This is a genomic window from Streptomyces hundungensis, from assembly GCF_003627815.1.
GTDB classification, from domain to species: Bacteria; Actinomycetota; Actinomycetes; order Streptomycetales; family Streptomycetaceae; genus Streptomyces; species Streptomyces hundungensis_A.
The window spans coordinates 360751-384393 of the sequence record NZ_CP032698.1 but is presented as its reverse complement, the minus strand read 5'-3'; the positions used below and the strand labels follow the sequence as shown (position 1 = coordinate 384393).

The window sequence follows — 23643 nt, the reverse complement described above, 5'->3', positions numbered from 1 at the left end:
GCCTTCTCCGGCTCGGGCCATATCGTGTTTCTGCATGTTCTGTGTCCTGTGGGGGGATTCGGGTGTCTCGTCGGCGTGGATTTTTTGTGCGCTCCAGCGCTGCACGGTCGCGCATAGCCGCGGTTGCCGCGCTCTCGGTGCTGTTCGCCGGACTCGGACTCCCCGCTGTCGAAGCAGCGGAGCCCCAGCCGAAGATCTGGACCCCGCCCAACACCCCGCTGCCGACCTCGGCGCCTGTGCAGGGCACCAGTCTGGGAACGCAGGGCAAGCAAGCAACCCCGACCCAGAAGTGGATGCCACCTGCGGAAGCCGCACCATCAGGCACGGCCACTGAACCTCTGGTCAGCGGATCGGAGACTCCCCCCAGAGCTGCCAAGCAGGCGGGCAACCTGCCAGTCTGGATCGCCCCTAGCGGTGACTCGAACCGGACAGGCAAGACCTCAACTGCCCCCTCGGCGCAGGCCGATGACGCCAAGGTGCGCGTCGACGTCGCGGATGCGGGCAAGGCCGCGGCTACCGGTGTCAGCGGCGCGCTCATCTCACTGACCGACACCGGTACAGGCACCGCGCCGGGTAAGGTCCAGGTCGGACTGGACATCTCCGCGTGGGCGAAGACGGCGGGCGCCAACTGGGGGGACCGCGCCCGGCTCGTACAGCTCCCTGCCTGTGCACTGGCTTCGCCGCAGGCGGCTGGCTGTAGGACGCGTACGCCAGTGGCGTCGAAGCGGGATACCTCGGGCCGCCTGACGGCCGAGGTTGAGATGCCGTTCAGCATGGCGCGCAGCACCGTCAAGTCGCCAATGATGATGGCGGTTTCGGCGCCGCAGGGCGTGGTTCTGGCCGTGGAGCCCGGCCCGTCCGGTTCCACGGGTGATTACAAGGCCTCGCCGCTGAACCCCTCGGCGTCCTGGCAGGCCGGCGCGAACGCGGGAAACTTCACCTACGGCTACACCGTCGAGGTGCCGTCCGCGATCGCCGGGCCCGCCCCGAGCATCTCACTCGGCTATGACTCCTCCTCGGTGGACGGCAAGACGGCCTCCACCAACGCCCAGGCCAGCTGGATCGGCGACGGCTGGGACTATCACCCCGGCTCCATCTCCCGTACGTACAAGAGCTGCGACGACGCGGGCGTCAAGGACTCCGGTGACGACTGCTGGGGCGGTGACCTGCTCAACCTGTCGCTGGCCGGACATGCGGGTCAACTGGTGCGCGATGACAAGTCGTGCGCATGGCACCTTCAGGGTGAGGACGGCACCAAGGTCGAGCGCCTGACGGGCCAGGCTAACGGCGCCTGGAGCGGTGAGGGCTTCAAGGTCACCACCACCGATGGGAGCCAGTTCTACTTCGGCGCCAACCACCTGCCTGGCGGCGACGGCAGCGACCCGGCCGCCAACTCCGTCTCGACTGTGCCGGTCTACTGGCCCGGCGACGCCGACAAGTGCCTGGGCTCCGGCTCCCCGGCCAAGGGCTCCTGGTCGCAGATGGGCTGGCAGTGGAACCTCGACTACGTCGTCGATGCCCATCAGAACCTCATCACCTACCGCTACGCGCAGGAGAACAACTACTACGGTAAGGGCGGCGGCCAGAACAACGGCAACGGCACGCCCACCCTCTACCAGCGCGGTAGCTACCCGACCTGGATCGGCTACGGTCAGCGCCTGCCCGATCAGATCAAGGCCAAGGGCGCGGCGAAGCCCGCCGCCCAGGTTTGGTTCCGAACCAAGGAACGCTGCGTACCTGGTGGTTCTGTCACCTGCGCCGACGACCAGCGCACCAAGGAGAACGCCAAATATTGGCCGGACAGCCCGCTCGACCAGGTCTGCGGTGCCACAGGGCAGTGCTTGAACCTGTCGCCGACGTTCTGGACCACCAAGCAGCTCACCCGCATCGACACTGAGGTTCTCGACGGCACGTACCGCAGTGTCGACTCCTTCGCGCTCAACCAGTCCTTCCAGGACCCCAAGGACGGCACCTCGCCGTCCTTGTGGCTGGACTCTGTCCAGCGCACTGGCTCGAATGGCAAGACGCCCGTCACCCTGCCCGCGGTTTCCTTTACTCCGTTGCAGATAGCGAACCGCGTCGACGGCAATGTGGTTCGTCCCGACGGTACCGAGGCCTCCGCGCCGAGTTACAAGCGACCCCGCATCCAGACGATCACTACGGAAACTGGCGGCAAGATCAATGTGATCTACCGCCCGGCCGAGTGCTCCCGCACCAACAAGACCATGCCGTCCTCCGCGGACCAGAACACGATGGCCTGCATGCCGGTCAAGTGGTATCTGCCCGGCCAGTCTTATCCGGACCCGGTCGACGACTGGTTCAACAAGATCGTCATCCAGAGTGTTACCGAGCAGGACACGTTCGGCACCGCCGTCCCCAAGGTCACAGACTACGAGTACGGCGGCGGCATCGCCTGGCACCGCAACGACTCCGAACTGACCGACGCCAAGACCCGCACCTGGGACCAGTTCCGCGGCTACGCCACCGTCACCACCCGCACTGGCAGCGGCAACCTGACCGAGGCGCCGCGCACCAAATCCGTCAGCACCTACCTGCGCGGCATGGACGGCGACATCCTCGCCAACGGATCCAAGCGCAGCGTCTCTGTCGACGCCATACCGCCCGGCACCACGGCCAGGGTCCAGACGATTACCGACGACAACGTCCTGTCCGGCTTCGTCCGCCAGACCCAGACGTACGACAGCGACGGCGGCACCCTCGTCGGCTCGGAAATCACCACCCCGTGGCAGGGAGCGGTCACAGCCACCCGTGCCCAGTCAGGGGGCATGCCCGAGATCACCGCCCGTGCCGTCAACACGGGCAAGGTCACCACGTACTCCAAGCTCGCCGACGGCGGTTGGCGCACGGCGGAGCGCACATCCACCTACGACGACACGCTCGCCTCCCGCCCCGTCCAGGTCGACGACAAGAGCGACCTAAGCCACCCCGAGCAGCGGCTTTGCACTGCCTTCACCTACGCTACTGGACCTCTGTCCCAACTCGCCGTCCGTACGCTGACGCTTAAGGGCGCCTGCGACCAGACCCCGGACGCCACCAACACCGTCGCCGACACCCGTTCCTACTTCGACAACAAGCCGCTCGGCGAGACCGGGAGTGCAGGCGACCAGACGGCCACCGAAGTCCTGGAGCGCTACGGTTCGGACGGTAAGCCGGCCTACCGGAAGAACGTCACCTCTGCTTTCGACGTCTACGGACGGGTCGTCTCCACTACCGACCCCCAGCGCACCGACGCCGACCACCCCGGCGGCGCTACCACCAAGACCGAATACAGCCCGGACACCGGCGCCCTGCCCAACCAAGTGGTCCACACCAGCCCGCTCGGCTGGAAGTCGACCACCACCTTCGACATCGGCCGCTCCATCCCGGTGAAGCAGACCGACGCGAACAACCACATCGCCGAACAGGACTACGACGCGCTCGGCCGGGTCACCGCTGTCTGGCAGCCTGGCGCCGCGCGTGCCTCTGGTGCCGCGGCTACGCGGAAGTTTTCATACGCGATGAACGGCACCAACGCGCCGTCCACCGTTCTCAGCCAGGCGCTGACTGACGACGCTCCGACCTACACCTCCAGCTTCACGATCTACGACGGGCTCGGCCGGATCCGCCAGACTCAGGCCTCGACCCCGTCCGGTGTCTACGGCCGGACCATCACCGACGCGCTGTTCGACTCGCACGGCTGGCAGACCAAGACCAGCGCCGCCTACTACAACAACGAGGCTGCCCCGTCCGGTCAGTTGTTCCTGCCCAACGGCGGAGTCAACCCCGACAGCAAGGTCCTGGCCCAGAGCATCCAGGTCTATGACGGCCTCGGCCGCACCACAGCTACTGTCTTCCAGTCGTACGGCGTCGAGCAGTGGCGCTCCAAGTCCGAATACCCGGGCGCCGATGAGACCCGGCACATCCCGCCCACCGGCGGTTACGCCACTGCAACCCTCACCGACGGCCTTGGCCAGACCGTCGCGCTGCGCCAGTACCAGTCCAACACCCCGACCGGCGCCTACGACGAGACCACCTACGGTTATAACGCCCAGGGCAAGGAGCAGTGGCGCAAGGACCCGGCCGGTAACGAGTGGACCTCCACCTACGACCTGCTCGGCCGACTGGTGAAGACCAGCGATCCGGACGCTGGCACCGCGACTACCACGTACGACGACAGCAAGAATCTCGCGACTACCACCGATGCGCGGGGCAAGAGCGCCACCACCGTCGTTGATCTGCTTGGCCGCACCTCCGCGACGTACGAGGGCACGGCGATCGACCCGACCAAACAGGTCGGAAAGTTCACCTACGACACCCTGGCCCTCGGAAAGCCCACGGCCAGCACCCGGTTCGTCGGCGGAGCCAACGGCAGCGCATATGTCTCCGAAATCACCGGCTACGACAACGGCTACCACCCGTTCGGCACCAAGACCACCATCCCCAAGATCCAGGGCGAGGAGGGGCTGGCCGGCACCTACAGCACCAGCAACACCTACGACGCCCTAGGTCATTTGAAGAGCACCACGCTGCCTGCCATAGCAGGTATGGCTGCCGAGACCCTCAACTACGGGGTCGACATCGTCGGCAACATGACGTCGCTCGACGGCAAGATCGGCCTCACCCGCACCCCGTACGTCGTGGACCTGCGCTATGACCCGTACGGCCGCGCCATCCGCACCACGGTCGGTGGCACCGGTGCGCAAATCGTGGCCACCCAGGACTACGACAACTCCACCGGTCGGCTGATCCGCTCCACCCTGGACAAGCAGAACGCACCGAACGCCAGCGTCGACGTCACCGATTACACCTATAACCAGGTCGGCCAGATTACGTCGGTCCGCGATGCCCAGGACGGAGCGGCTTCCGACCTGCAGTGCTTTACCCACGACTACCTCGGCCGCCTCTCCCAAGCCTGGACCGACACAGGCACGCAGACCACCGCACCGCAGCCCAACGTGCGCGGCATTGGTAGCTGCGCCAATAGTGACGGACCTGCAGTCGACGGCACCGGCAAGCCGAGCGTCGGCGGCCCCGCCCCATACTGGCAGAAGTACACCTACGACAAGCTGGGCAACCGCAAGCAGCTGGTGAAGAAGGACGTCACGGGCGACACGTCAAAGGATGTGACGGTCAACCAGACCTTCGGCAGCGGCCCCAACACCCCGTCCTCCGACCCGAAGACGGGCGGCGGCACCGGCGGCCCGCACGCCCTGCTCTCTTCCACAGAGACCGGTCCGTCCGGCACGCAGGTGACGTCCTACACGTATGACGCGACCGGCAACACGGCGTCGATCACCAGCACCCCCGGCACCAAGTCCCTGACCTGGAACGGCCAGGGCAAGCTCGACAAGATCACCGGCACGGGCGAGAGCGCGGGCACCAGCTACCTCTACGACACCGCAGGCAACCAGCTCATTCGCCGCGACCCGGGCAAGACCACCCTCAACCTGGGCCCTGACCAGCCGACCCTGGACACGGCCAGCGGCAAGGTCACCAACATCCGCACCTATGGTGCTCCGGGCGGCCTGTCCATCACCCGCACCACCACTGACGGCAAGTCCACTCTCGCCTACCAGGCAGCCGATCCGCACGGCACCAATGGCGTCCAGCTCAACGCCACCGACCTGGCTCAAGTCCGCCGCCCCACCGACCCGTTCGGCAACGAGCGTGGCATGCAGCCGGCGGACGGTGCGTGGGCAGGCAACAAGGGCTTCGTAGGTGGCACCAAGGAGCAAGCCACCGGCCTGACTCTCCTCGGGGCGCGTGAATACGACGCTAAGGCGGGGCGGTTCATCAGCCCCGACCCCATCATCGACGCAAGCGACCCTCAGCAGTGGAACGCTTACGCCTACTCCAATAACAACCCCATCAACAGCGCCGACCCCGATGGAAAGTTCCTATTCGTCTTCGAAATCGGCCAGTACATCGCGACGACCCTCGCCAAGATCGTCGGGGGTACCACCAAGGGAGAGACCGACGCGCAGGCGGAGGTGGACCGCGCCGGCCAGGCTGTAGCGCAGGGTAAAAGGAAGCGCGACGAACTGCAGCACCAGGTAATCAACATCATTGGTGACCTGATTGGCTACAACGACGCCCGTGACTGCTTCACCAAGGGCGACGTCATGGCCTGCATCAACACTGCCCTTGGTGCCGTCCCCTGGGGAAAGATCTTCAAGGCCGTCAAGGTCGGAATCAAAGCCTTCAAGATCTATAAGGAAATCAACAAGACCTACAACGCCATCCGCGACGGAGAGCGCCTCGCAGCAAAGGCAGCCGAAGCCTACAGCCGGGCCAAGAAGGCCGGAGATGAGGCGCGTGCCGCTGAAAAGGCAGCAGCCAAAGCTGCCGAAGAAAAGGCCGCCAAGGAATCGGCAGAGGACGCAGCAAGTACAGAATCAAAATCTGCCAAGGCGGAATCGGACGCCGAGACCCATGGCAGCGAAAAGGGCGACGCCGAATCAGCCGGATCGTGCTCTGTCAAGACGAACAGCTTCCCCGCTGGCACTCGGGTACTGATGGCCAACGGCACTACCAAGACCATGGAAGACCTCCGCGTCGGTGACAAGGTCATGGCCACCGACCCCCAGACCGGCGAAACCCGCCCCGAAACTGTCACCGCCACCATCACCACCCCCGACGACAAGGACTTCACCGACCTCGCCCTCACCAACGATGCCAACCCCCGCGGCCCCCCTGCAAAGGTCACATCCACCTACCACCACCCCTACTGGAGCGAGACTCGTCACCAGTGGGTCGACGCTGGTGAACTCCACATCGGCGAACAGCTGCGCCAGCCTGATGGTGCCATGCTCACGGTCACCGCAGCCCGGAACTACCGATACGCGGTCACCACCCATAACCTCACCGTCGACCGACTGCACACGTATTACGTGCTGGCGGGGGCTGCGGCAGTACTGGTTCACAACTGTGGAACTGGCGACCCGTTGGTTGGGCAGGCCGATGAGCTTCGCAACGAGCCGGGGGTGAAGTTTGTTTCTGAGTACACATCTCCGTCAGGCCAAAAGTATTACGGGCGCAACAAGCATGGTCAGCAGGCGAGCGGACCCCTTGGGAAGGCGCTGGAAGATGTGGGTCACCACGGAGGTTGCGCTGAAGTGCACTGCCTCATCCAGGCTCAGGAGAAAGAGGGGGCGGATGCCATCAGGGGAGGTAACATGCGTACGGTGAAATCAAAGAATAACTCCATGCCGACGTCGAATACCGCCGGACATGGAGAACCCGCCACCCCATGTGGTCGCTGCGAACGACTCCTGGACTACCTTGATATCGGTTAGCCGCCATGCTGAGATTTGACTCACTGTGCCCTGAACTCCTGCAGGCTCTTAGTGACGCTGGCTGGGACCCCCAGAGGAGGGTGGATGTCAGCGCATGGAGCGACGCCCTGCGGCAAGAAGGCTATGTGCCGAATCAACAGGTCGATGAAGTTCTCGCCGCTCTGGGCGGGCTGACCATTGAGCCGGTAAATCAAGCTGGACCGAATTTCAGCAATGATGAGCCTTTAAATCTCGATCCAATTTCGGCTGGATCTGGCCAGCGAGCCCTGGCGTTGGAAATTGAACAGGTCCTGGGCGGGCAGTACTTCCCAATCGGTGAGTGGCTTAGCTACTCGAGCGTCTTCATGGAGGCCGACGGGAGGGTTGTCGCGGCCGGCCTTGGATGGATCTGGGAGATGGGTTCCTCTTTCGAAGATGCTTTGGAGTTGGCAATCTGTGCAGATCGCCCCCTCGTGTGTCTGTACTCCGACCCAGGACTCGACCCGTGGCCCAAGTGAATAAGCGGATGTGAATTGAAGCTCCGCCAGGTACCTGGCGAAGCTTCAACCGGCGGGAAGTAGCCGATGAAGTTGTTCCGCAGGAGACCGTGGTGAACGGTGTTCTCGCGCGCGGCGTAGCCGCCTGCGTCCTTCCTTCGACAGCCATCTTTCAACCTGTTGGGTTGCAGGGCTGAGCCAAGGCACCTTGGGCTCAGGTTGCGGTTTAGACCGTGTCCTATGTGGTGAGGCGGACGAGTCGTTTGTAGCAGCACAGGGCTGCGGCGAGTCCGAGAAAGGCGAGGTAGTTGCGGGGACTGAGTCTTCGGTAACCCGAGAGCCAGGACATGGTCCGCTCGATCACCCACCGACGACGCCCCTCGCTGGACTCGACCCCTTTGCGGGCGATGCGGATGCCGATGTGCTTACCCCATAGCCATTTTCGCAGGTGGGGAATGTCGTATGCCTTGTCCGCGTGCAGCCGCTGCGGCTTGAAGTACCGACCCCGGCAGGGGTCGTGTTGCGTTTGGTGGCCCTCGACCATGGGCTTCAGCCCTTCGCTGTCATGGACGTTGCCGACCGAGATGCCGACGACGAGGGGCAGGCCGTTCGCGTCCGACAGGATGTGCATCTTGGAGCCCGGCTTGCCTCTGTCCACCGGGCTCGGACCTGTGTGTGCGCCCCCCCTTTAGCCCTGACGTGGGCGGTATCGAGGACGACACGGGTGACATCGATGAGTCCGGCGTCGTCGAGGCGGTGCAGGACCGCTTCATGGAGGCGGCCCCAGACACCAGCTCTGGACCAGATCATGAACCGCCGGTGGGCGGTTGATTTCGAAACGCCGAAGCAGGGCGGTAGGTGACGCCAGGCACAGCCGCTGACCAGGACGTAGACGATGGCCGCGAACAGCGTCTCATCAGGCGTGTCCCGTGTTCCGCCACCCTGCGGCCGCACCCTCGAAGGTGGGATCAGCGGTTCCGCGATCTCCCACAGCCCGTCCGGAACAACCCAACTCCACGTACCCCGCCCCATAAAAAGCTCAACCTCCGCCTCACCACATAGGACACGGCCTAACAAGCCATTTCGTTTGGTGTGATCTTGCGGGATGTTGGCTGTATGGCAACGCGGATTGTTGAGCGGATGGTGCCGGACGGTTTGTGGGAGTTGTTCTAAGGTGATCACTGAGCGTTTTCAGCGTGGCCACTGATCGGGTGACGCCGATGAGGTCGAGGTGAGGGCCACAACGCACAAGGCCCCCGTGCCGTTGGGGGAGGTGTTCGAAGTCCCAACCCATCGGCACAGGAGCCCTGTTGGTTCCCTATCCTGCCGCACTCGACCTCCCGCATGCCCTCGTCGAGTGGGTCACGATGCTCATCGTCACCCGCGAGGGTGACCGGCGCTGCAAACTCCCGCCGCACCAGCGGGCGCTCGTCGCTCTGGTGTACCTGCGCCACCACGACACCCTTACCCGGCTCGCGTCCGGCTTCGGGATATCGGTCGGCACCGCCCACGCGTATGTCGCCGCCGTGACCGCCCTGCTCGCAGAACGGGCCCCGGGCCTGCTCAGAACGCTGCGCGAGCATGATCCGGAGTTCATCCTGCTGGACGGGACCCTTGTCGAGTGCGACCGCGTCGGCGACAGCCGGGCCGACTACTCGGCCAAGCACCGCCGGCACGGCGTGAACGTCCAGGTCGTCACCGACCCCGCCGGCGAGGTGCTGTGGATCTCGCCCGCGCTGCCGGGCCGCACCCACGACCTGACCGCCGCCCGCACCCACCGCATCATCCGGATCTGCGAACGTCAGGGCCTCCCGATCATCGCCGACCGCGCCTATCAGGGCGCCGGCCCCTGGGTCACCACAGGACTCAAACGGCCACCAGGCGGTGAACTCACACTCACCCAGCGCACCGTCAACCGGGCCCTGGCCGCGGCGCGAGCACCAGTCGAACGCGGCATGGCACGGCTGAAGTCCTGGCAGATCTTCCGCAGATCCCGCATCAGCCCCAACCGCATGACCGTCATCACCAAAGCCGTCCTCACCCTGGAGAGGCAACGCTGAAAACGCTCACTGACCACGGAGGACGCGCTCGTTCTTCTCCGACGCGAAGGGGACCTGTTATCTGTGGCAAGGAGTTCCGTGGCGACCGTCGTCCCTCTCAAGACCGCCTCCGGAGCTGCGACCGTGCGCACCGCCGCCGACCGGTATCTCGACTCCATCACCGTGGCCAACACCCGCCGGGCCTACACCACGGCGCTCGGCAAGGTCGTCCCCGAGCTCGGCGAAGGCCGACCGCTGTCCGTCGTCGCTGATGACGAGATCGGCCAGGTTCTCGAACAGCTCTGGGGCACGGCGGCCGCCAGCACCTGGAACTCCCGCCGGGGCGCGGTCGGCGGCTGGCTCACCTGGTGCCACGAGAGCGGGCTGCAGCCGCCGCACATCCCGGCCTGGTGCAAGCGGATGCCCGATCCCGGCTCGGACACCCCGGTCCGCTCCAAGACCGCCATCGACCGTCTGATCGCGCGGCGCGACGTCGCCCTGCGCGAGAAGGTCACGTACCGGATGCTCTACGAGACCGTCGCCCGCGCCGACGAACTGCTCGGCGTGAACATCGAGGACCTCAACCTCGCCGTCGCCAGTGCCCGGTGAAGGCCAAGGGCGCCAAGGCCGTCCGCCGCCGGGGCCACGCGCGCGAGGACTACGCCACGGAGACGGTCTACTGGGACGCCGGCACCGCCCGGCTCCTCCCCCGCCTGATCGGCGAGCAGATCCGTGGCCCGCTGCTCGTCACTCATCGAAAGCCCGGCCCCGGCAAGCTCCTCACCCCGCGCGACGTCTGCCCCGACACCGGCCTGGCCCGGTTGTCCTATGGACAACTACGCGCCCTGCTGGACCGGCACACCTGCGTCGGCGGCGAGGAGGGCACCGGCTGGGACCCACACGAGTTCCGACACTCCGGCCTGACCCACCTCGGCGAGCAGGGCGTCTTCCTGCTGCTGTTCATGGCGAAGTCGCGGCACAAGTCCGTGAGCGCCGCCCGGCGCTACTTCGAGCCCGGCGCGGCCGACCTGGCGGAGGTCACCAGCTTGCTCGCCCCCAGCGACCGCTGATCCGAGCTCTGCAAGGTCCCGCAGGGGGGACGGGAGACACATGAGGAACGCGCCCGATGCAGTTGGCCGTCCCACAGAAACGCCAAACCCGCCACCTCGATCTCTTGGCCGGAGCAGAAGTGGCGGGTTCTCAGCGAAGCGAGACCTACCTAGCAACTGCGACACCAGAGCGTCGATTTGCCGCTAGGTGACTACACACAGTGAGTTTCGGTCTCAATCCGTGATTCATCGTAGCTAGAATTGCATGACGCTAGGTATCTACAGATACGCGTCACGTAATCACCGCAGGTCGAGCCGGTGGGGGTGAGCAACATCACACTTAAGTTTTTACTATGCGTTATCTCTAGTCACTCTCCGAGCATGAAGACCTCAGTTTGCCTGTGAGTACCGTCACGCTCACTCGGGCGGAGGTCGTTGGATACAGGGCGTGTGACCTGCGTCATTAGGGGATCTTAGGCTTTTGTGCAATTACGTGCTGTGTTCAGCCGTGCACCAGAATGTCGTCACGGAAACCTCGATCTCTTTGGCCGGAGCAGGGGCGACCTGGACATATCAGCGAAGCGATTGGATCTGTCATGGCGGGTAATACCTATCCCTCCGCGCCGGACGGCGCGGAGGACAAGCGTCGCAACCTGCACATCTCGGTGGGTCGGCACCTCGACGTCACCCTCGGGGTCTACGTCTCCCCGCAGGCTCTGACCCTCCTGTGTTCCCTTGGCGCCGGGACTGGGGTCGGCACCTGGTTCGGTCTTCTGAACCATTAATCGGAGTCGACAGCTTCCTGCCTTCCTGCCTATCTCGGGGCGGAAGGCGGGGGGTCTGTCGCTTTACAAGCGGTGGTTGAGCCCTTCCCTGGTCGCGTCGGTCTGCGCTTCGCTTGCGTCCTGCGTCGGCCACAGCGCGTTGCTGCTGGAGCGCTGGTGTGGGCGGGGGCCTAGGAGCGCGGCCAGGCGGCTGGCGCCATCTCCCCCAAGGACCAGGCCGTCGTCGACCAGGCCGACGCCGTCGCGCTCCTGGACGCCGCCGTCGCAGGGGGGCGGGCGTGACCGCGCAGGCCCCTGCGCGAGAGTGAAACCGGCGAGGATGACGGGGGATCGCGCCGTCACGCGGCTTGAGCGGTCTGACCGCAACTCGCTCCACTGAAGCGCTGTCCCGGCAGTCACCGGGACAGGGCTTTTTCTGTTTTGAACGGTTCTGGGTTTCCCGTCGCCGCCGTTTCATTACGGCAGCCATCTCCCGGAGTCTGAAGGCCCAATGTGCCTCTCCGTCCGCACGGCGAAGCCCGGAGATGGTGGCATTGGGAGCATGGCTTCGGGCTCGGGCCAGGGTCAGGTCTGCCGCGGTCTGATCAAACCCTTGATCGGCTCGCGGGGCAGCCCGTCGGGGACATGAAGGGCGATGAGCACGGCCCCGGGTCCACCGGACAGTCCTCCGGAGACATCACCCGCTCACACCACCGGCAGACCAAGTCAGCTCGCGCGCCAGCAGCGTTGAGGCGCGCCGCCGCGACCGCTGCGGCCGCGAACCATGTCCGATCCACAACCGTCGTCGGGGCGGCCTCAAGCACCTGCTTGCTTCGCCACGCGCTCAGCCCCGTCACTGACCGGACCGCCAGCACAAGGTTGAGTCCCTTGCTCCCACTTGACCTCAACTGCACGTCGAACTCTGGTTCTTCCACAATCCCCCCATCTGATGCAGCCAGATCCTCTGGCGGACCGATCGCCATAACGGCGTATCGATTCATACTGCCTGGATCCATTCTCGGGCATCAAACTCAATAGTTCAGAGAAACATGCGTAGGCACTACGAAGGCCCGTGCCCCTGCGGTGTTCGCGGGGAGCACGGGCCTTTCTGCGTTCAGGTACCACGCGTCTCAGCGTGCGGAGCTATTTGCCTGCCACCCGACACCGAAACGAGGATCCTACGTGGGTTCCCGGTCCGGCGGTTGGTGCCTGAGAAGACATCCACGATTCCGTCGTCGGGATGACCTCGCTCTTCGCCATCCAGGTCACCTGACCTGTGGGCAGGGCGGCGAGTCTTTGCGGGCTCGCCGCCCTGCCCTCCCGAAGTGATCAGCCTTCGACAGAGACGAAGGTGAACTCTCCGTCGTACACGACTGCTTCGTTGTACCCGAAGCGGTTGCCGATTTCCTCATAGCGGGCGAGCTGACCGCTGGTGATGGGAATCCACAATGCCTTCAGGGCACGCAGGAAGAGGCGGAAGCCGAGGTCGGGGTCGGTTTCGGACGTAAGGTGCTGGAGGGCGGGGACGACGCCTGGTACCGAGCCATAAGGGTTGACCTGGTCTGCTGCGATCAACGCCGGCCCTGACTGCCTGATCTCGTCGAGAACGATCTCGCTCAATTCCCAGCCGACGACTGGGTCCAGGCCGGGTGTCTGGCCCAGTCGACCCAGGCAGACTTCCCTGATCTGTTGCAGCCAGTCACGAGCGTCGACTCGTACGCGGTTGATGTCGTAGTTCAGCCCCGTGGCAGCCAGCCAGAGCGCGGCAATCTCTTCCGAGGCCAGGGGGGAGTTCAGCAGACGCTGGGTGTCCTGCCAGAGCGTCGGCAGGTAGAGCCCGCCACTCCAATCGGCAACCTCAGCCACGACGTCGATGGGCTTGTTCTCCCAGGGACCCTCGAACCACCTGGTCAACCCACTGAGCCCGAAGTCGACCCAGATGTCCTGGCGCTTCTGTGTCACGTTGTCGAGTCTCCTGCTCACTGTAGTGCGCGCCAGGCCGGGGCGGATTTGGGAAGGGGGAACGAGGTGTAGACAAGGTACCCAGGTGAGTGTGGACTGCGCTTCAACACAATTCTCACTGTGGTTCCTGCCTCGTCCCACATGTTGTCGTATCTGTAGACCTTGCCCAGTGCAGATCCACCGACGTCCACGTTGATAGCGGGGAACAAGGCACCAGAACCCTTCGGGTTCTCCCGGAGCCACTTGGAGAGTCTCTGCGCGTTCTTGCCTGTGGCGATCCACTTCTCGATTGCTGCGTTGACTGTCGCCTGTGCGGTGTCCAGATCTGTCCAGATTCCGGTGATCCCCTGCCCCTTGCCCGCCGCGAGGTCCTTGGCAGCCTTCGCCACTGCTTGTGCTGCGTCGGGACGGACATGATCTGCGATGGTGTGTGCTTCCAGATCACCCTCATGCAGCGAGAGATTCGTGCAGTTGTGGACGAGGACGTCCTGTGACCCTTGGCCCTGGGGGCGGACATAGAACGTGTGGAGGCCGTCGACGGTGAGGTCATAGACCTCCTGGGATGCCGCATTGGGCCGGTCGCGCAGGCCAGTCACGGTCTGCATGGCACCAGATGGAGTGCGCAGCCGGTCACCGACACTCAGAGCGGAGACTGGCACCCAGCCACGTCCCTCGACGTAGAAGCGGTGGCCGACGGTGCTGGTCAACACGTCGCCGCCCAGGGTGATGTCGAGCAAGTGCTGGGTGTTGTGCCTGAATGCATTGGTGACAGGCTGGGGGGCCGATCGCCCGGACTGGAGGTCTGTCGCAAGCACCAGGTCGCCGATGTGAACGTCCCGGATTGGCTTGGGTTTGCGATCAGCCATTAGCACTTGAGTGCTGCCCGGAAAGCTGTTCACCTTGCAGGAGCTGAGTGCTTCCTCGTAAACGTTGACGGTTTCTTCGAGTTCGGCGGCAGTCGCTGCGTCGAGTTTCAACGTCTTCAAGGCTGCGAACGCCTCTCGGACACCGATGCCGGTGTGGAGGGCCACGTTGAACGCGTGGAGGGCATCAGCTATCGCCGAAAGAGCCTTGCCGCCGACGAACCAACTGGCAGCCCAAGCGCACGAGGTCCAGCTGCCGCCATCGTTGCCGGGGAGAACCTTTTTGGCGCATTCGATGAAGTCACCGAAAAGGATCTTGATGGGGTCGATGCCCGAGTTGAACTCGGTCATCGTGAGGGTTTTGGTGATTGTTTCTGTGAGGTCGGGGAACATCGCCGGGCCGAGGAAAACCACGTCCGAGGAGGGACACCCGGACTGTGTGGCGGGCGCGTCCTCAGCGGTGCACATATACAGGTCGACGTACTCGTTGAAGTGGATGGTTGCCGTGATCTTGCAGTCCCCGGTGTGGATGATGGGGTTGCAGTTGTCCTTCTTGACGTTGTCCGGTTCACCGATCTGCTCGATGCGGTCGACGACGAAGAAGACTCCCCCGACACCGGTGGTGGCACCGGATTGCAGCTGGCCGTTGTTGTCCTTGACCGCGGTTTGATCGGCTGCGTCCTGGGCTTCCTTGGCGAACTTGTCCGCGTCCTTCGCCGCCTGTTCGGCTTCAGTAGCTGCCGTGTTGGCGCGGTCGGCTGCGGCGCGTGCGTCCTTGGCGTCCTGGGTGGCCTTGTCCGCTGCCGCATGGGCGGCAGTGGCGTCGAGTGCGGCTTGATCGGCTGCGGTACGGGCTTCCTTGGCATAGCCCGCAGCGGCTCCGGCCGCAGTGTTGGCGGCTGCCGCGTCTTCCGTCGCCTGGCGGTCGTACTCGACGGCACGAGCTAGTGAGTCGGCAGCTTTGGACGCCGCAGTGGCGGCGTCGGAGGCATAGCCGAGGGCTTCGGTGGCGTAGCCGCGGGCGTCGGCGGCGTAGCGGGCGGCGTTGGCAGCGTGCTGGTAGGCCTCCTTGGTGTCGGCTTGGGCCTGGTCGGCGAGGGCTTGGGCTGCGGCGGCTTCTTCCTTGGCGTTTTTGGCGTGGGCGTCGGCGACGGCCTTTTGCTGCTCGGCGATCGTCTTTGACGCCTGACCGGTGAGGACCACAAGGCCGGCTGCCGAGTCGGTGGTGATGTAGGGGGAGCCGAGCTGGATGGCGTCGTTGGCGGGCTTGGCGACCTGTGAGGCGGCGTTGCCGGCGTCTTCGGCGGCCTGCGCGGTGACGTGGGCGAAGCCGGCTGCTTTGGCTGCCGCCTCGACAGCCTTGGGGACTTCCTTGCTCGCAGCGTCGGCCTCAGCCTTAGCGGTCTTCGCCTTCTCTTCGGCGTCATCGGCGAGAGCGACTGCCGCGCCGGCCTCGGCGGAAGCGTGTTGCGACGCTGCGACGGCATCGGCCTCGGCGCTGGTCGCGGTAGTCACCGCGGCGTCGGCTACGAGCTTGGCGGCCTGGGCGCCATCCGCGTCGGAGCGGGCCCGTTTGGCTGCCGCCTCGGCACGGGTGGCTGCGGCGTCCGCGTCCGCGGCGGCTTGGCTCGCGGCGTCCGCCTCGCCACGGGCCTTTCCGGCGGCGGTTTCGGCGTCGTCGGCATGCTTGGACGCCTCATCGGCCGCGGCCCGGGACGCCTTGGCCTGATCGTCGGATTCGTGTGCCTGGGCGTAGGCCTCCTTCGCGTCCGCCTTGGCTCGGGCCGCGTCGGACTTCTGCTGGGCGTCCCAGGCGTCGTCTCGCTTGGCCTTGGCATTGTCGCGTGCCGCGACCGCGCCGTTCTTCTTCTCGACCGCGGTGGATTCGGCGGCCTCGGCCTTGTCCTTGGCGTCCTTGGCCTTGCCCGCCTCGGTCTGGGCGTTCTGCCGGTGCTGGGCGGCATCGGCTTGCCTGGCGACGGCTGTTTCCTTCTCCGCCTTCGCTGTCGCCGACTCGGCCTCGGCGGCCAGCCGCTTCGCGTGCGCGTCGGCGGCGGCTGCCTTGGCCTTGGCCTCCGCTTTCACCGTGTCGGCGAGTTTCGCCTCCGCCGTCTCTTTGTCCTTCTTGGCGTTGTCGCGGTGGATCTTCGCCGCATCCGCTGCGGCCTTGGCCTGCAACTCGGCCGTCTCCGCGGCCTTTTTACGGAATTCGGTCTGCACCTGCGCCGCCTGCGCCAGCGCGCGCTGCGTGATGGTCTGGCTGTCACCCGCGGATGCCCGGGTTGCGGCCTCGGCTGTCTCGCCGGCCTTCACCATCGCCTGAAGTGCCGCGAGGGTGCCCTTGGTGACCTGGTCCTTCTGCTGACCCACCAACAGGCCACGGCCTCGGGGCGCCCCCGTCGTATCGGCACTGGTGTAGGCGGTCTGCATCGCCGTCTCCGAGGAGGCAGCGGCCTTCTGCGCCGCGGCGAGCTGAGCCTTCAGATTCGCGAGCTGTTGTTTGGCGCCCGCCTGTGCGCCTGCGGTGAGGGACTTGGCCTTGTCGAAATCGGCCTGCCCCGGCTGGTCGTCGTTGTGGTGACCAAGCGGCTTAACGTCGAACTGCTGCGCGACCGTTCCATTGCACGTCCACAGCCACGCGTCCTTGCCGTTGTCGAAGGTGTTCAGGTCCAAGCACTTACCAGAAGCAGGATTCTTCAGAGGTGTGGTGGCCCGCAGGTTGAACTGCCACTTCTGGGCCGGTGTTCCATTGCACTGGTAGGCCTGAATCTTCGTGCGGTCGTCGGTCTTACCGCCCGCCACCTCAAGGCACTTGGTCAGTATGTTGCGAGCGTCGTGGAAGGGACCTGCGTTGGCAAGCACATACTGCGAGCCGTCGGCGATGACCGTCCAGTCCTGGGCATTTGTCCCGTTGCACGGCCAAAGCTGAACGGGGACGCCGTTGCCCGTGCTGCCGCCCTCGACATCTAGGCACTTGCCTTGCGCCGCGTGCACTTGGATCACCGTGGCTGCGTCCCCGATCCAGCCGGCGCCGCCCGGAGCCCAGTAGTCCTGCCAGCGGGCGAGGCGGTCAGCCGCTGCCGAGTGGCCGAGCAACTCCCCCAATGACTTGGAGCCGGCGACCAGTGCAGCCGTGGCGTCCTTGCTGGCGTCCAGTATTTGGTTGCGTTGCGGGGCCTGTGTGGAGATCTCCTGCTGCCACTCCTGTGCGGCCGTGCCGGTTATGCCGTTCAATACCCCGTTCGGGTCGACGGGGTTTTGCCAACCGCAGGCAGCGAAACGGGACTTCAGGTCCTCGACAGCAATGCGGTACTCCGCGGTGCCGGGCTGGGGCGCGGATCGCGGGAATCCTCCTGCCGCAAGGAAGATCCGGGCATCGTCGGCACCGGCATACGCGACCCCCGAGTCGCCTGGGGACTGCATCTTCCAGTGGAAGTCGCTCCGCTCTTCGTAGTTTCCGTCGCCTTCGCTGCTGTACAGGGTGTAGCGCGGGCTGCCCAGCGTGTTGACGGCCTGACGTGTCGGTGCGTCCATTCGGGGCGTGGGGTCGTTGTAGAAGTCGAACTCGTCCTTCCACCACCGGTCTGTGATCCATTTGGTCAGCCCGGTCTGTTCGTAGAAGCTCTTGTCGCTGCCCCGCGATGCGACATCACGACTCCCTGGGGGATTCAGATAATTGCCGACCCGCTGGGCCCACTCCCACTCGACTGAACTGATGTTCTTCAGCTCTCGGTCCGCTGAGTCACGGTCCGTTTGGTACGCCGTGGCCAGGGGCGTCTGCTGCCAGAACTGCCGGTCCGCCAGTGCGTGCAATTTGTCTACGGGCTGGTTCAGGCCGTTCTGCGCTATCTGGGCCATCGCCGGGCCGCCCAGGCGCAGTACATCAGCCATCAGGCACTGGTCGCGCCGCACAGAGGAGCCGGCCTGAAGCACCGGATCCACATCAGCGACTGGCCGCGTACTAGGCCCAGGTACTACGCCAGGCTGGATGGCCAGCCCCGCAGCAACGGCCAGGGCGGCGATGGCGCTTACGGCCGATGTCAGGGCGGGTGATCTTCGGATGCCGGGTATACGGGATCGCGGAGCGGAGCGTTTCAAAGCATCCTTCTACTGATCTTTTCGTAAGTTCAGTGGGCATAGTGGCGGTGTAGGTGGGACGCTGTCGGGATGGCTTATCAAGCTTCGCCTATGGCCGCCGGATCGCCACTTCCTCCTTTGTCGCGGCCGCAGTTGGCGGAAGCGCGTCGCGTTCGGGCGGTGGAGTTGTTCGAGGAGGATGTCTCGAATGCGGAGATCGCGCGGGCGGTAGGGGTATGTGCCGAGAGCGTGCGGCGATGGCGTCGGGTGTGGGAGAAGGACGGTGCTTCCGCGTTGCGGCGGCGGGCATCTACCGGGCGCCCGCCCAAACTGGACGACTCCCAGGTCGAGGCGGTTCGGACCGCGTTGGACCGCGGCGCCCAGGCTCATGGTTTCGAGGCCGACTTGTGGACTCTGGAACGTGTCGGAGAGATCGTTGCCCGGGTGACAGGGGTGGTGTTGTCCAGAGCGTCGGTGTGGCGGCTGCTGACGGGCCGACTGGGATGGAGTCTTCAGCGCCCTGAGCGGCGGGCGGTCGAGCGGGATGAGTCGGAGATCGCCCGCTGGGTCTCCCACGAGTGGCCGCGCATCAAAAAAGGGCGGTGAACACACGTGCCTGGATCGTGTTCCTCGACGAATCAGGCGTCTCACTCTTGCCGCAGGTCCGTCGCACCTACGCACCCCGAGGACGGACCCCGCTCCTTCGCCACCGCCTGAACTGGAAGCGGGCGTCGATGGCCGGCGCCCTGGGCTACCACTCCACCGACCCCGAACGCGGGGCACGACTGTGTTTCCATCTCAAGCCCGGCAGCTACGACACTCTCGGACTCATCGAAGTCCTGGAACAGATGAAGGTGTTCTACCGCGGCGAGAACGTGGTTCTGGTCTGGGACGGCCTGTCCGCTCACTGGAGCCGGGCCATGCGGGCATGGGTCGCCGAACAGGACTGGCTCACACTCGAGCGATTACCCGCCTACGCACCCGAGCTGAACCCGGTGGAACTGTTGTGGTCCTCGCTCAAGAAACGTGAACTCGCCAACCTCGCCGGCGACCACCTCGCAGACGTCGCCGACGCCACCGAACAAGGCATCCACCGCATCAACAACAATCCACAACTCCCCTGGTCATTCCTCACCCACACCGGACTCACCATCCACCCACCACACCCACCGAACTTACGAAAAGATCAGTAGTCGGAGTAGTCGCCCCCCTCGGGGCGGCGCGGGCTGAGGACGGCGTTCACGGCTGCCGAGGCAGCGCCGATCGAGGTGAGGGGCGAGGTGTCGACCTCTTTGAGGACGATGGCCAGCGCCAGGTCCACCGCGTCCGCACCATCGGAGGCGGCGCCCACGTACTTCACGCTCCTCCTGTTCGTCGTCTCGGCGCGTTCCAGCGTGACGTTCACCCCCGGCCGTTCCAGGACGAAGGTGCGGCCGGTACGAAGCACGGTGTACGTGTACGACCGCTCCCTGAAAGTGACCGTGAGTGCCCGGGACTTGTTCCTGAAGGCCCGCCGGTTGAAGTCCAATGCCGCTCGGGTTCCGTCGATGAACAGCGAACTGTTCTCCAGGGAGAGGGGATGGAAGGACTCCGAGCGGTACCGGACCTCCGGCATGTGTGCGCCCTGGAGGCACAGTTCAGCCGCCGGGAGACTCTTTCGACCCGGCATCCTGCTCCCGGGCCGGATCGTGACGACTTTGCCGAAAGGCCCGATGATCCCCTCGAATCCCGTCTGCTTCTTCATTCGGTAGTGGTGCAGCTCAAACGTGAAGGCGTCGCTCATCTCCACCTGCCTGTGTCTCTGTGAGGTCAGAACCAGTACGAGTTTGACGGGATGAGGTGTTGGGCCACGCTCCTGGCTCCGCTGGCTATTTCACGGCCAGCTGTCGAGGCCCCGTCGGCGACCCGGTCGGCCGCCTTGCCCGCGCCGTCGTGAGCACGGTGCCCAGGTCCGCGCGACGTCCGGGGTGCCTCGGGTGCGAGACACGCTGGTGCTGTGGCTCACCGCGTCGTGGATCACGACCTGTGCACTGCTGATGCCGGACCCGGTGGCCGCGGTGTTCCGGGACTGCTTGCTGCTGTCGCGTCCGCTCCCTGTTGCAGCCGCGTTTGTGGGCAGCGGGTCACCCTGTCCAGCGGCGCCGAAGCGTCTACCGGGCCAGGAACGTTGCGGTGTCGTGCATCAGGGACGGCGGCAGGTCGGTCAACTTAGAGACGATCATGGTCAGCTCCCGGCCGAGGGAGGGCAACTGTTCCCAGACGGCCGGATTGATGGCGAGTACTGCGGACAGCAGATCGCCTTCAAACATGTCGCCTGCGGCCATCGGATCGTCTCGCAACACCTCCAGCGCGAGCGGTAGCAGATGGGCGAGTCCGACATTCTGTCTGATCAGCAGGCGCAGGTCCTCGACGGTCAGCTCGCGGATCGGCCGACGGCGCAGCTTGTGCACCGTCGCAGCAAGGCGAGTTGCCTCAGCCGGTGGGGCGGCCCAGCAGTCGCGTTCCAGCTCCTCCAGGGAACGGTCGAGGTCTGCACGTCGAGTCACCGGACGATCATCCCACGGCACAGATCGCACCACGCTGTGCGATATCCGCCGGAGCGTTCAGTGGCCGGTGAAGGCGGCGAGGCCGGCACCAGAGAGGGGAAACGGGCGGCGTGGGCCGTAGGAGCTGGAGAGTCACCAAGCCCCCATGTGACGCGCATGCCGCCCGTGTCTGGACCGTGCTGGGGTCCCCGGGCTGGGAGACGTATGGCCGGGCTGGAGTTCGGGACCAGCGGGACGGGGGCCTGCCGCCTCCTGGAGGTCACCCGCTGCCTGACCGCGATCGAGGACACCGCGGCCCCCACACCCCGGGCTGCCCCACCCGCGGGACGACACCCCGGCCGCCGCGCGCGGCCCGGCCTTCGTGGCGGCGCTCGACCGGGGCCTGGTTCGACGGGCCCTGATCGCCGTCTCCGGGCGCAGCGGTGATTGGTACCGGCGCCGGCCGCGCGCTTGTTGGCGATGCGCAGCAGGTAGTCGGCGACGTCGCGGGCGCCGGCGAAGTAGCCGTCCTCGAGCCGCGGCTGGGACCCGTGCGGGGGGCTGCTCTCAAAGATCACTACGCCCGCACAGGGGAGTCCTACACGGACCACTCCCAGCTGGCGTCGATCACGGTGGGCGGCAAGGCGTACGCGGGCCAGTACGGCTCCACTGACCAGAGCGAACGCATCCGTCTCGGTGACACCTTCTTCCACAACGGGCCCCTCGGCCTGTCCGCAAAGACAACTGCCGGCGTCGACATGGGCTTCAACCGCGAACCCGGGGGCACGTTGAACTCCATGACGACCGGGGGCAAGACGTACTTCTACCTCACCGACGCCATCGGCTCGGTGGTCGCACTCGCCGACATCGACGGCAACAAGGTCGACGCCTACGCCTACAGCCCCCGCGGCGTGCGCATCTTGGCGCAGTCCACGGAGCCGGTCGCCCAGCCCTACCGCTTCGCCGGCAACTACCAGGACGCCACAGGCCTTTACCACCTCCAGGCCCGCTACTACGACGCCAACCTCGGCCGCTTCACCCAGCCCGACCCCTCCGGCAAGGAAAAGAACCCCTACCTGTACGCCGAAGGCGACCCCGTCAACCGCATCGACCCGAACGGAACCTCCGCCCTGTCCGTCGTGGACGGAGTGGTTGGCAAGATCGGCGATGCGAAGTCGCTGTACGACGTGGGCAAAGACTTGGTCTCCGGTGATGTCGTAGGCGCTGCACGAGGGTCTGCGAGTCTGGCCGCCGGTGTCGTGGTCGGTGGTATCTGTGAAGCAGCGACGGGCCCGGAGTCCGGGTTCCTGTCGACGGCTGGATGCTATGCGGCGGGCGAACTGACCTCACAGGGCGTGGAGACCTGGCTCTCCTGATCCCTATCGCGGAAAGTGGGGACCTGCTCCCGCAGGTCCCCACCGGTGTACAACAGGAGGAACACGATGGGACGCTTGGAAGACTTCGAAGATCGCACCCGGGGCCACCCCGTGGCCAACCTAGTTGGCGCTTTCCTGGCCATCTACGTGTTGGGCGGCGTCATCATGACTTTGTCAGGGGCGTCTGCCACCAAAGCGTGGGTGGCCTCCCTTCCCGTACTTCTGGCCGTCGGCTCAGGGATAGCGGCCGTGCGCTTCCGTCGTAGGGACAAGACCGACCAATAGCTGCTCAGTGAGGTCGTCGCCCGTCCAGGCCGCGGCCCAGGACCGGCCGTCGACCCGCGCTCGGCAACCGCCGTTTCCGGCGACACCGCCACCCTGCGCGACAGCCACCAGAAGGTGCCAGGCCCGCTGGCATGTGCTCCTGACGCAACGGGGGTGCCCGGACAGCACCGCTGCCTTGTTTCGCCGTTCCCACCTCGGCGAGTTGGCGGCCGCTGTTCGGGGGAGCGGCCCTATTAGGGGGCACGGCTGGGTTTTTACGCGAGGGCGTGGGCGCTGTGATCGCTTGGGTTGTGCGAAGTTCCGCGTTCTGTCACGCGTAGGGTGTTCGCGCTTGGACTGGGCCGCTTCGCCCAGACCGACCCCTCCGGCCAGGAAAAGATCCCTACCTCTATGCCGAGGGCGTCCCCGTCAACCGCATCGACCCGGCGGGCACCGTCAGCCTCAGCGGCGTGATGGACACCGTTGGCAAGGCGGGAGACGCCATCGCGGCCGGTCAGTTCCTGGGTCAGCTGGCGACAGGAGATTACAAGGGCGTTGCCGGTACGGCGATCAGCTTCGCTGTAGACAGGGGATTCACTGCCGGCTGCACCTACCCGGCTGGGGAGCAGGGGGGATCCTGCGCCGTCGGCGGCATGGCCGTCGGTAACGCCGCTGAATCTGCTTACGAAGACGCCGCCAGCTCAGTTCTGATCCCGAGCAGGAAGGCATTCTCGTGCAATCGTCCGTCACGCCTACCGTACTGGCATACAAGGGGCTCGGTGGAGTGCCAGACTGGTTCTTGTTTGGAATCGCCATCGTGGGCTTCATCATCTTCGCAGTGGTACAGGCCCGTACGAAGAAATAGGGGCCCGACCCTCAGGGGACGGCGACTGGATGCACCGCCCGCTGGACACAGTCGGCCGGGCAGGACCCGTTGACACGAGCGGTTGGGT

12 protein-coding genes and 2 pseudogenes are annotated in these 23643 nt (G+C 65.5%); 8 read left to right on the top strand and 6 right to left on the bottom strand.

What is annotated here, in order from left to right; translation table 11 throughout:
• The first annotated feature begins 86 nt into the window (after positions 1–86).
• The gene (locus DWB77_RS01830; protein WP_162952339.1) at positions 87–7295 is read left to right on the top strand and encodes an RHS repeat-associated core domain-containing protein; all 7209 of its coding nucleotides are present in this window, start codon (positions 87–89) and stop codon (positions 7293–7295) included.
• 5 nt (positions 7296–7300) lie between these two features.
• The gene (locus DWB77_RS01825; RefSeq protein ID WP_120719582.1) at positions 7301–7792 is read left to right on the top strand and encodes an SUKH-3 domain-containing protein; all 492 of its coding nucleotides are present in this window, start codon (positions 7301–7303) and stop codon (positions 7790–7792) included.
• A gap of 217 nt (positions 7793–8009) precedes the next feature.
• Here DWB77_RS01825 and DWB77_RS01820 read toward each other — a convergent pair.
• A protein-coding gene (locus DWB77_RS01820) for an IS5 family transposase (protein WP_120719581.1) occupies positions 8010–8803 on the bottom strand; the annotation gives its coding sequence in 2 pieces (ribosomal slippage) (positions 8010–8458 and positions 8458–8803; 795 coding nt in all).
• 278 nt (positions 8804–9081) lie between these two features.
• Here DWB77_RS01820 and DWB77_RS01815 point away from each other — a divergent pair.
• The 3 genes and pseudogenes from DWB77_RS01815 to DWB77_RS01805 all read left to right on the top strand — a co-directional run bounded on the left by DWB77_RS01815 (position 9082) and on the right by DWB77_RS01805 (position 11644).
• Complete coding sequence (locus tag DWB77_RS01815) at positions 9082–9831, top strand: transposase family protein (protein ID WP_120719402.1); 750 nt, start codon at positions 9082–9084, stop codon at positions 9829–9831.
• A gap of 78 nt (positions 9832–9909) precedes the next feature.
• A pseudogene (locus DWB77_RS01810) lies at positions 9910–10880 on the top strand (site-specific integrase).
• A gap of 575 nt (positions 10881–11455) precedes the next feature.
• A complete protein-coding gene (locus DWB77_RS01805; protein WP_120719580.1) occupies positions 11456–11644 on the top strand; it encodes a hypothetical protein in 189 nt (62 codons plus the stop codon).
• A gap of 584 nt (positions 11645–12228) precedes the next feature.
• On the opposite strand, the gene DWB77_RS39545 is transcribed toward DWB77_RS01805, so the two are convergent.
• The 3 genes from DWB77_RS39545 to DWB77_RS01785 form a co-directional block, all read right to left on the bottom strand.
• Positions 12229–12606 carry a ribosomal protein L7/L12 gene (locus tag DWB77_RS39545; RefSeq protein WP_428985183.1) on the bottom strand — a complete coding sequence of 126 codons (378 nt, stop codon included), beginning with the start codon at positions 12604–12606 and terminating at the stop codon, positions 12229–12231.
• A gap of 346 nt (positions 12607–12952) precedes the next feature.
• Positions 12953–13585: a hypothetical protein gene (locus DWB77_RS01790; protein WP_120719577.1), complete on the bottom strand. Its 633-nt coding sequence runs from the start codon at positions 13583–13585 to the stop codon at positions 12953–12955.
• Between the two features lie 17 nt (positions 13586–13602).
• Positions 13603–18339: a ricin-type beta-trefoil lectin domain protein gene (locus DWB77_RS01785; protein ID WP_246033347.1), complete on the bottom strand. Its 4737-nt coding sequence runs from the start codon at positions 18337–18339 to the stop codon at positions 13603–13605.
• 276 nt (positions 18340–18615) lie between these two features.
• On the opposite strand from DWB77_RS01785, the gene DWB77_RS01780 reads away from it, so the two are divergent.
• Positions 18616–19131: a winged helix-turn-helix domain-containing protein gene (locus DWB77_RS01780; protein WP_120719576.1), complete on the top strand. Its 516-nt coding sequence runs from the start codon at positions 18616–18618 to the stop codon at positions 19129–19131.
• A complete protein-coding gene (locus DWB77_RS01775; RefSeq protein WP_120719575.1) occupies positions 19128–19718 on the top strand; it encodes a transposase in 591 nt (196 codons plus the stop codon). Before DWB77_RS01780 ends, DWB77_RS01775 begins: the two co-directional genes overlap by 4 nt.
• On the opposite strand, the gene DWB77_RS01770 is transcribed toward DWB77_RS01775, so the two are convergent.
• A complete protein-coding gene (locus tag DWB77_RS01770) occupies positions 19712–20308 on the bottom strand; it encodes a hypothetical protein (protein ID WP_120719574.1) in 597 nt (198 codons plus the stop codon). The two genes, DWB77_RS01775 and DWB77_RS01770, sit on opposite strands and share 7 nt — an antisense overlap.
• 367 nt (positions 20309–20675) lie before the next feature.
• Positions 20676–21071: a contact-dependent growth inhibition system immunity protein gene (locus tag DWB77_RS01765; RefSeq protein ID WP_120719573.1), complete on the bottom strand. Its 396-nt coding sequence runs from the start codon at positions 21069–21071 to the stop codon at positions 20676–20678.
• 560 nt (positions 21072–21631) lie between these two features.
• Between DWB77_RS01765 and DWB77_RS01760 the strand changes: the two are divergent.
• A pseudogene (locus DWB77_RS01760) lies at positions 21632–22426 on the top strand (RHS repeat-associated core domain-containing protein); the annotation flags it as partial.
• Positions 22427–23643: the final 1217 nt, after the last annotated feature.

Bases quoted from the DNA above. Each gene is read 5' to 3' on its own strand.
- DWB77_RS01825 (WP_120719582.1), top strand. From the start codon at position 7,301: ATGCTGAGATTTGACTCACTGTGCCCTGAACTCCTGCAGGCTCTTAGT.
- DWB77_RS01805 (WP_120719580.1), top strand. From the start codon at position 11,456: ATGGCGGGTAATACCTATCCCTCCGCGCCGGACGGCGCGGAGGACAAG.
- DWB77_RS39545 (WP_428985183.1), bottom strand. From the start codon at position 12,606: ATGGCGATCGGTCCGCCAGAGGATCTGGCTGCATCAGATGGGGGGATT.
- DWB77_RS01785 (WP_246033347.1), bottom strand. From the start codon at position 18,339: ATGGCTGATGTACTGCGCCTGGGCGGCCCGGCGATGGCCCAGATAGCG.
- DWB77_RS01780 (WP_120719576.1), top strand. From the start codon at position 18,616: ATGGCTTATCAAGCTTCGCCTATGGCCGCCGGATCGCCACTTCCTCCT.
- DWB77_RS01770 (WP_120719574.1), bottom strand. From the start codon at position 20,308: ATGAGCGACGCCTTCACGTTTGAGCTGCACCACTACCGAATGAAGAAG.